The 9,637-nt window shown below is 38.2% G+C and carries 9 protein-coding genes; 5 read left to right on the forward strand and 4 right to left on the reverse strand.

The genetic code is table 11. The features are described from left to right. The 4 genes from BMY80_RS11085 to pilB all read right to left on the reverse strand — a co-directional run. Window positions 1-82: prepilin-type N-terminal cleavage/methylation domain-containing protein (locus BMY80_RS11085; RefSeq protein ID WP_143066528.1), on the reverse strand; the 82-nt coding region annotated here is incomplete at its 3' end. A 134-nt stretch (window positions 83-216) separates the two neighbouring features. Continuing rightward, entirely contained in the window at window positions 217-1,098 is an 882-nt protein-coding gene (locus tag BMY80_RS11090) for a prepilin peptidase (RefSeq protein WP_031580164.1), read from the reverse strand. A gap of 87 nt (window positions 1,099-1,185) precedes the next feature. After that, window positions 1,186-2,406: a type II secretion system F family protein gene (locus BMY80_RS11095; protein WP_093143701.1), complete on the reverse strand. Its 1,221-nt coding sequence runs from the start codon at window positions 2,404-2,406 to the stop codon at window positions 1,186-1,188. 14 nt (window positions 2,407-2,420) lie between these two features. Further along, entirely contained in the window at window positions 2,421-4,133 is a 1,713-nt protein-coding gene (gene pilB / locus BMY80_RS11100; protein WP_093143703.1) for a type IV-A pilus assembly ATPase PilB, read from the reverse strand. A gap of 714 nt (window positions 4,134-4,847) precedes the next feature. Here pilB and BMY80_RS11105 point away from each other — a divergent pair. From BMY80_RS11105 to BMY80_RS11125, 5 genes are all read left to right on the forward strand, one after another. Further along, a complete protein-coding gene (locus BMY80_RS11105) occupies window positions 4,848-5,417 on the forward strand; it encodes an FxsA family protein (protein WP_177178577.1) in 570 nt (189 codons plus the stop codon). A 204-nt stretch (window positions 5,418-5,621) separates the two neighbouring features. Continuing rightward, window positions 5,622-5,915 carry a co-chaperone GroES gene (locus BMY80_RS11110; protein ID WP_031580168.1) on the forward strand — a complete coding sequence of 98 codons (294 nt, stop codon included), beginning with the start codon at window positions 5,622-5,624 and terminating at the stop codon, window positions 5,913-5,915. A 96-nt stretch (window positions 5,916-6,011) separates the two neighbouring features. Further along, the gene (gene groL / locus BMY80_RS11115) at window positions 6,012-7,649 is read left to right on the forward strand and encodes a chaperonin GroEL (protein ID WP_031580169.1); all 1,638 of its coding nucleotides are present in this window, start codon (window positions 6,012-6,014) and stop codon (window positions 7,647-7,649) included. Between the two features lie 290 nt (window positions 7,650-7,939). Further along, the gene (locus BMY80_RS11120; RefSeq protein ID WP_093143707.1) at window positions 7,940-9,343 is read left to right on the forward strand and encodes a sensor domain-containing protein; all 1,404 of its coding nucleotides are present in this window, start codon (window positions 7,940-7,942) and stop codon (window positions 9,341-9,343) included. Window positions 9,344-9,440: 97 nt separating this feature from the next. Further along, on the forward strand, window positions 9,441-9,637 hold a 197-nt coding region (locus BMY80_RS11125; protein WP_218140345.1), incomplete at its 3' end, for an HTH domain-containing protein.

A 9,637-nucleotide genomic window follows, 5' to 3' on the forward strand; every position in this document is an offset into this window, starting at 1 on the left:
GAAGAGCGATTGCAGCTAAGATACCGATGATGGCGATAACGATCATTAATTCGATGAGGGTAAAACCTTTAGTCTTTTTCATGATAATTTCCTTTATTCATGATAAATAGATGACAAAATTAAACCGTGTTAATGAAGGTATTTATAGAGAAAAAAGGGCAATGTTTTTCAACATTGCCCTTTTTGAATAAATGAATATAAATGTTCTGTGATGGATTATCTCAGAAGGTTTAGGTAGAATCCGTTAATCTCATTTCCCCAAAGCATGACTATGAATCCCATAATTGCAATGTATGGACCGAATGCAAAAGGCTGACTTTCCTTATGTCTGTTAATAAACATAAGGAGGCCTCCAATTACGGCACCGACAAGAGCAGAACCGAATATTATGGCAGGGAGCATCTGATATCCAAACCAGGCTCCGAGACATGCTGTCAGTTTGAAGTCACCATATCCCATGCCTTCTTTTCCGGTCGCAAGTTTAAATGTCCAATAGAAGAGCCACAGACACATGTAACCTGCAACAGCACCGTAAACGGCGTCGGTAAGAGTTACGTATGTGTTAAACATATTAAAAAGGATACCAATCCATAGTAAGGGCTGCACGATTTCATCAGGAATCAGCATCTTATCAAAATCGATACCGCTTATGGCGATAAGTGACCATGTCATGAGAAGGGCTCCAATTACCTGTACAGTAGGACCGAAATGCCAGGCAACTAGAAGGGACATGAGACCAGTAAAAGTTTCAACTAGAGGATATCTCAGCGATATATGCTGTCCGCAACCATGACACCTGCCCTTGAGAATTAGATAACTGATAACAGGAATGTTTTCCCATGCAGAAATCTTATGACCGCAATTTGGACAGCGTGACCTTGGGGTTATGAGATTAAATGTTGGCCTTTCTGGTAATTCCTGTTCAGGATGAAAATATTCCTGATACTCATCTTTGAATTCATTTTCCATCATAACAGGAAGTCTGTAAATTACTACATTTAAGAAGCTTCCAACTAAAAAACCTATGATAGTCACATAAATCAGAAAGAAAGCCGGGGACTCTTGAAAGGCAAGAACTACACTTTGTAAAAAATCCATAAAAAATCCAGTTATTAAATATTATACATACGGTAAATAAAAAGGGTCTCACATCTGTGAAACCCTTTAACAAAGTTAATGCGTTTATTAGAATATGCTACCCATAGAGAAGATAGGTAAGTACATAGCAATAACCAATGAACCGATGATAACACCAAGGAATACCATGATTAACGGTTCAAGCATAGATGACAAACCATCTACTGCATCATCTACTTCCTGCTGATAAATGTTAGCTACTTTTCTAAGCATTGCATCCAGGGAACCGGCTTCCTCGCCAATCATAACCATCTGAATCATCATCGCAGGGAATATCTGTGTGGCGCGCATAGCCATATTGAGCTGCATACCGCCCATAACATCCTGTCTGATCTCAAGTATTGCATTATTATATTTAGCATTACCTGATGCACCGGCTGCAGAGATTAAAGCATCTACCAATGGAATACCTGCAGCGAATGTTGTTGCCAGTGTAGACGCAAATCTTGCCAGACAGCCCTTTTCCAAAATTGCACCAACCACAGGAATTTTGAGGAACATAACGTCCACATTATCGTGGAATTTTTCGTTATGCCTGTATCCCCAGAAGAATGCGTAGAAACCACCGCCGATAACAAGGGCAAAAATAACCCAGTAACTCTGCAGGAATCTTGAAAGATCGACAACCATCTGAGTAAATGCAGGTAATTTTGCATTAAAGCTTGCAAATATTGCCTCAAACTGAGGTACTACATAAATCAGCAAAATTGCGGTAACGATAACTGCAATGATAACTATAACTATAGGATACATCATAGCCTTTTTGATTTTTGACTTTAAGGCTTCTGATTTTTCCATATATGTTGCAATCTGGTCGTAAATTGTTTCTAAGGCACCTGATGCTTCACCTGCAGCAACCAAGTCGGTATACAGCTTGTTGAAGTACAACGGATGTCTTCTTAGAGCCTGATGGAAAGGTGTACCTGATGATACATCTTCACAAACTTCTGACAAAAGCTTTCTCATAGCTAACTTGTCATGGCTTTGGGCTAAAAGCTCAATAGACTGAACCAATGGTACACCGGCAGATAACATTGTGGTAATCTGTCTTGAAAGTGTTGCAATGTCAACAGGTTTGATCTTTGGACCATCACCTAATAGGTTTTTATATTCATCAACAGATGTTACATTAACGTTCTGCTTTCTAAGTTCAGACTTTATTATTTCTGCACTTCTGGCACACATAAAGCCACCGACTGGTTTGCCTTTACGGTTTGTACCTTTCCATTTAAAATTTATAAAGTCTTTTTTGTTACTTTTTATTGCCATAATTTAATCCCTGCTTAGCCCGATGTTACACGGAATACTTCCTGTAAACTCGTGACTCCCTGCGCCACTTTCATTAATCCGGATTTTCTTAAAGGAACCATTCCTTCTTTTTCTGCTTCTGCTGCAATCTGGAGTGAGTTTCCTCCTTCCATTATGAGCATGGCCAGCTTATCGGACATAACAAAGATTTCGTAAATACCTACTCGACCCTTATATCCGCCTGAGCAAGCCTCACAGCCTTGAGGATTTGGTTTGTATATTTTTAATCCTTTATCTATATCTTCTTGAGTATACCCTATATTGAGCAGTTCATGCTCAGGTACATTGTCAAGAATTTTACATTTCTCACATAATCTACGAGCCAGTCGCTGAGCCATAATCAATGTCACTGAAGAAGCGATATTAAATGCGGGAACGCCCATGTTTAAAAGACGAGTCAGAGTTTCTGGAGCAGAGTTTGTGTGAAGTGTTGATAATACAAGGTGACCTGTCTGAGTAGCCTTAATTGCAATTTCAGCTGTTTCCAGGTCTCGAATTTCACCCACCATGATTACGTCAGGGTCCTGACGAAGGAATGCTTTCAATGCACTGGCGAATGTTAATCCTGCCTTATAATTAATCTGTACCTGGTTGATACCTTCCAGGTTGATTTCTACCGGGTCTTCCGCTGTTGAAATATTGGTTTCAACAGTATTAAGAATACTCAGACCGGTATACAGAGAAACTGTTTTGCCTGAACCGGTAGGTCCTGTTACAAGAATAAGTCCCTGCGGCTTTTCCAAAGCACCAAGATACTTCTTTTTCTGTTCATCTTCAAAGCCCAGCATATCAATGTTAAGCTTGGCTGCGGATGAATCCAGAATACGCATTACGATTTTTTCACCCCAAAGAGTAGGAAGGGTATTAACACGCATATCCATTGCTTTGGTTGGTGAAATTTTCAGCTTTATACGACCATCCTGCGGAACACGTCTTTCAGCTATATCAAGTCTTGACATAACTTTGATACGGGCTGCAATTTTATCTTTGAGTTCAACAGGGGCTTTGGCTACTTCATGAAGAATACCGTCGATACGGAATCTTACGCGGTACTTTTTCTCATAAGGTTCGAAGTGTAAGTCTGAAGCTCCTTTTTTGATAGAATCGAGAAGAAGTTTGTTTATGAATTTAACCACAGGAGTGTCATCATCGGCGTTTGCGTCGGTTGCTCCGCTAAGATTGTCATCCTGATTGTCTTCCAGTGTTTCAAGTTCGGCAAAATCGGAGTCGGAAAGACCAACGTCAAGTTCTTCCATCGCGTCTGCGAACAGTTTGTTGAGATCTTTCTGAAGCTTGTCTTCATCTACCAGAATTGTGTCGGTCATCATCGAGAATTTCAGACCGAATGCGTTCAATGCTGCCGTGTTTGTCGGATCTGACATTGCAAGGAACAATGTCTTGCCCTGTGCGTACACAGGCAGAGCATGGTGTTGGATAATCAGATTTTTATCCATATATGCTGACGGAATTTCTTTTACATCAATATCGTCAAGATTCAAATATGGATAGGCATATTCCTTTACCAGGATTTCTCTGATTTTCTCAGAAGGAACAAGTTTTAAATCTACGATTGTAGAGATAATCGGTTTTCCTTCTTTTTTGGATTCTGCGATAACGTTTTGTTCTTGCTCTGGAGTTATTAACTTGTATGTCTTGAGTACTCGGAGAATACCGTAACTTTCAGCCATTTTTTATATCCTAAGTTTTTCACTCAATATATTTTTGCTAGTGCATGAGTATCAGAGAAGATCTGTATTCTCATTGATCTAGAACTTATTTTTGTAATTGATATACAACATTCAATAAAATGTGAAATGAACATTTGTAAATCATTAAAGCGTACAGTATAGGATAGAACTAACATAGTTAAAATACTACTTTATTTTGTTCGATTGATTTTGAAATATTGTTTTAATCACAAAAACACGAAAAGGTTTTTATGATAAGTGAATAAAGTGTTGAGATTGTTAAATCAGTGTAATTATATTGTTCTATAGATAATATATTTGAATATATTAAAATGAATGGAATCATACAAATAAAAAAATAATCATATCCTGTTGTGTTAAGCGATAATTCTGGTGGTTTAATTGCTTTTTATAATTCTAATGACCTGATAATAAGTGAGTTATTTTTATTAAATCTAGCATGTTTTCATGATTTGAGAAGAAGTCTGATTCATCTGGGTTCTGTTCTTAATTGTGTACTTTATGCGGGGTGGCTTGCATTTTAATGTTTAAGAACCTATATAATATGATGAGATGATATTTTAAGTACTATCATTAATTCCGAAACATAGTTTTATTGGATTATGTTTCTGCAGAATGTTCTTTCAGTTAATGTTTGCAGTTGATAAATGCAAAACGTTTCTTTTGCCTGTATTCCGAAAGCAAGGATTTTTAATGATTAAATATGTTTTAACGGCTATAGTTTTTTTGGCTCTTGAATTGGCAAGTATTATTTATGTCAGCGGTGAAATTGGATGGCTGGTGGCTATCTATATTCTGGGCATTGAAGTGATAATAGGTTATTCAATCGTGAAGAAATACGGCATTGGTTCTTTGTTAATGGGGGGAATGGGGATGCAGTCGTCATCATTTGCCTCAGGTGCTGTTGTTTTTGGCGTTATGATTGCTTTTCCTGGGTTTTTCTCTGATGTGCTGGCCGTTGCCTCGCTAATTCCTTTTGTGCGTAAGGCTCTGTTTGCCTTTTTAAAACCTGATCCTGAACTAGTTTCCAAGATTGTCATGAATCAGGTAAATAAGCAATTCAATGCCAATGGAGCCGGAATGAACATGTTTGATGAAAACTTTTTGAAGAATGCCGGTTTGTTTGGGAATTCTGACGAAAGTGAAGAAGATGACGAAGAAGAATTAAGTAAAAACGTAAAACCTTCCCACAGTACTCATAATTCAGCCGGTAGAAATAACAGGAAAGCGACTGTGGAAGATGCTGAATTCAGGGAACTTTAGTTTCAATTATCTAAGTGTTCTTTGATGTATAAGTTGATGAGGCTTCTATATTTCAGAAGCTTCATTTTTATTAAATTTTAAAAATTTATTAAATTTGCCTTGAATTATTAAATTCAATCCATATGTTAAAGGTAGAAAGTTTAAATTAGTTAACATATTTATGTGGGAGGCTGTTGAGGGATAAACCTTAACTCATGTATTAGTATGGCAATTCGTCCTTTAAATGATCGTGTAATTGTAAAGCGTATTGAAGTTGAAGCTAAATCTGCCGGCGGTATTGTTCTGACCGGTAGTGCTGTTGATAAGTCAACCCGTGGTGAAGTTATTGCTGTAGGTCCTGGTCGTACTCTTGATAATGGTACTGTTAAGCCTGTTGCTGTAAAGGTTGGCGACAAAGTTATTTTTAACGAAGGTTATTCAGTAAGAAAAGAAAAGCTGGATGGCGAAGAAGTGTTAATCATGTCTGAAAATGATATTCTCGCTGTTGTTGAAGAATAAAATTCAGAATTTTTAAGAATACCTAGTGTTCGAATCTGAAAAACTGCTGATTCGGATACAACAAGAATTTGAATTAAATATTTACAGGAAAATAAAATGTCTGCAAAGGATGTAATTTTTGGTAATGAAGCTCGAGTAAAAATGCTCGAAGGTGTTAATATCTTAGCTAATGCAGTTAAGGTAACTTTAGGTCCAAAAGGTCGTAACGTTGTTCTCGATAAGACCTATGGTGCTCCTGCAATCACCAAAGACGGTGTTTCAGTAGCCAAGGAAATCGAACTGGAAGATAAGTTCCAGAACATGGGGGCTCAGATGGTTAAGGAAGTTGCTTCCAAGGCTAATGACGCTGCTGGTGATGGTACTACTACCGCAACCGTTCTTGCCCAGGCTATTATCAATGAAGGTTTGAAGTCTGTTGCCGCAGGTATGAATCCAATGGATTTAAAGCGTGGTATTGATAAGGCTGTTTCCGCCGCAGTTGAACAGTTAAAGACCTTATCAGTTGAATGTAAGGATTCAAAGGCTATCGCTCAGGTTGGTACAATTTCTGCCAACTCTGATGCTTCTGTTGGTAAGTTAATTGCAGAAGCAATGGAAAAGGTTGGCCGTGACGGTGTTATTACTGTTGAAGACGGTAAGAGTTTTGATGATCAGCTTGATCTTGTAGAAGGTATGCAGTTCGACCGCGGATACCTTTCTCCATACTTCATCAACAAGTCTGAAAATGCATCTGTTGAATTTGATGATCCATACATTCTTCTTGTTGACAAGAAGGTGTCAAATATCCGTGATATTCTCAGTGTTCTCGAAGGTGTTGCAAAGGCAGGCAAGCCATTACTTATCATTGCTGAAGATGTAGAAAGCGAAGCTTTGGCTACTCTGGTTGTTAATAACATGAGAGGCATCGTTAAGGTAGCTGCAGTTAAGGCTCCGGGCTTTGGTGATCGCCGTAAAGCAATGCTTCAGGATATTGCAATTCTTACTGAAGGCACCGTTATTTCTGAAGATATCGGTATGAAGCTTGATGCTGCTACCATCGATGATTTAGGTAGAGCAAAGCGTGTTGTTATTACCAAGGATAACACCACCATTATTGATGGTGCAGGTGATTCTGCAGCTATTTCTGATCGTGTTGCTCAGATTCGCAAGGCAATTGAAGATTCTACTTCAGAATACGATAAGGAAAAGCTTCAGGAACGTGTTGCTAAGCTTGCCGGCGGTGTGGCTGTTATTAAGGTCGGTGGTGCAACTGAAGTTGAAATGAAGGAAAAGAAGGATCGTGTAGATGATGCCTTACATGCAACCCGTGCGGCAGTAGAAGAAGGTGTTGTTGCCGGTGGTGGTGTTGCATTGGTTCGTGTTGCTTCAAAGCTTGCAGATCTGAAGGGTGATAATGAAGATCAGAATGTAGGTATTCGTGTAGCATTAAAGGCTATGGAAGCTCCGTTACGTCAGATTGTTGAAAATGCAGGTCAGGAACCTTCTGTTATCGCTAACGCAGTACGTAATGCGGAAGGTAATCACGGTTACAATGCCGCTACTGAACAGTATGGTGATATGCTTGAAATGGGTATCCTCGATCCAACCAAGGTTACCAGAAGTGCATTGCAGTATGCTGCTTCAATTGCAGGTCTGATGATCACAACTGAATGTATGATTACCGATTTACCAAAGAAGGATGAAGCTCCTGCTGCTGGTAACATGGGTATGGGTGGCATGGGCGGTATGATGTAATCAAGCTTAACAGCTTAATTATAAGTATCGTTTAATACACTTAACTTATATGGGAAGGTTTATCTCGTTTCTTGAGATAAACCTTTCTTTTTTTAATCAGGTTATCAATATCAGAAAAAACATACCTTTATACTTCACAATTTTTTTTATATCCATCGGAATTGTGTTGTTAGCTGTGGTAAGTTATACGTCGATAGTCTGCTGTAATTTATATGACTATGTATTTTGTTTACTGAGCCATTTGCTCTCCTGGTTTTTCAGCGACGGATGAATTGCACTAAGGTCACATTATGTCGATGGTATTAATTTACGCTTTGTCCGCAACTATTTTTATGATGGTCTTTCTTGTTGTAGGACTTGCATACATCATAAAGTTGCGCAGAAGAATTTATAAAATATCTCAGGAAAACAGTAGTTTCAAGACACTTTGCGATATTATCAAAACTCCTATATGGTTCAAAGATGAAAATTTGAAAATCACCTGGGTTAACAAGTTTTATGCAAAAATGTTTGATCGTTCCAGAGCTTCCATTTATGGTTTGACAGATAAGGAACTTTCTCCAAGTAAGCTTTCAGACGGATACATTCGTGATGATCTGTACGTTAAGGAATCAAGAAAGCCTTATGTATACAGAGAAAATGAAAAATCAGGAATGTGGTTTGAAACAACTAAATTCCCTTTAATTTCAGACGAAGGTAATTTATATGGACTGGGCGGTATAGCTTTTAATATTACTGCCATAAAGAAGAGTGAAAACCTGATGCATTCCATGGTCTATAACGATTATCTGACCGGCATTCCAAACCGTCTGTTCTTATCCGTGGAAATTACCAAATTACTGTCTGTGGCAAAAGAAAACAATACAAAACTTGCAGTAATAGGCATCGACCTTGATAATTTTAAAGACCTTAATGATCTGTATGGCCACAGTGTAGGTAATGAGATTTTAAAGAAAACAGCTCAAAAGTTGAAGTTGTATACAAGTGATAAGGGAATGGTTATCGGCAGACTTGGCGGTGACGAGTTTGTTGTGGTTATTCCTAATGTCAAAGATGATGAGTATATCAATCAGACCTGTAATGATGTAAGAAAACTTATTAATACATTTTACGATATCTGTGAATCAAACATTACCATAAATATATCCGTAGGCGTAAGTATCTATCCGGATAATTGCGATAATTACGAAGATTTAATGAGACAGACTGATATGGCTGTCCATACGGCGAAGAGCCGGGGGAGAAACTGTATCGTTTTTTATGACGAAGAAATCGGTAAGGCAAATTTCAAACGTATAAATATTGAAATTAATCTTAAACCGGCTATAGAAAACGATGAGTTCAGTCTTTACTATCAGCCAAAGGTTTCTGTAGATGGTAATGATATTCTTGGTTTTGAGGCGCTTCTCAGATGGAACAGCAAGGAACTTGGTTTTGTTTCTCCTGCTGATTTCATACCTGTAGCAGAACAGTCTGATCTGATAGTTTCCATGTCAGACTGGGTTATGCGTAAGGCAATGGTTCAGAACCTGAAATGGAAAAAGCAGTTTGGAACCATGTATCCTGTGGCTGTTAATCTTTCTGCAAAACAGATTCATAAACCTGATTTTCTGTCAAAAGCTCTCAAATTAATAGAGGAACTTAATTATCCTCCGGAATATCTAAACTGTACCCCTGAGTGTGGACACGGATAATTTGAGTCCCCATAGAAGTGGACACCAGGGTTTTAGTGTATCCCTTGTTTTGGACATTACCTTGAGTGTGGTATTCTTTAATTACAGGAGAAATAGCATGAGTAAGGTAAAGTTTTCATCTAAGCAACAGGAAATTCTGCGAAACAACAAGTATACCGTTCGAGTTACTGCAAACATTCTGTCGTTATCCAAAGAGTTCAAAGAGATATTCTATAAAGAGTATCTCTCTGGGGAAATTCCTAGTAATATTCTGTGTAAGTATGGATATCCTGTAGAGATTCTAGGTAAGGAACG

Origin of the sequence: Ruminobacter amylophilus (assembly GCF_900115655.1) — a bacterium.
GTDB classification, from domain to species: Bacteria; Pseudomonadota; Gammaproteobacteria; order Enterobacterales; family Succinivibrionaceae; genus Ruminobacter; species Ruminobacter amylophilus.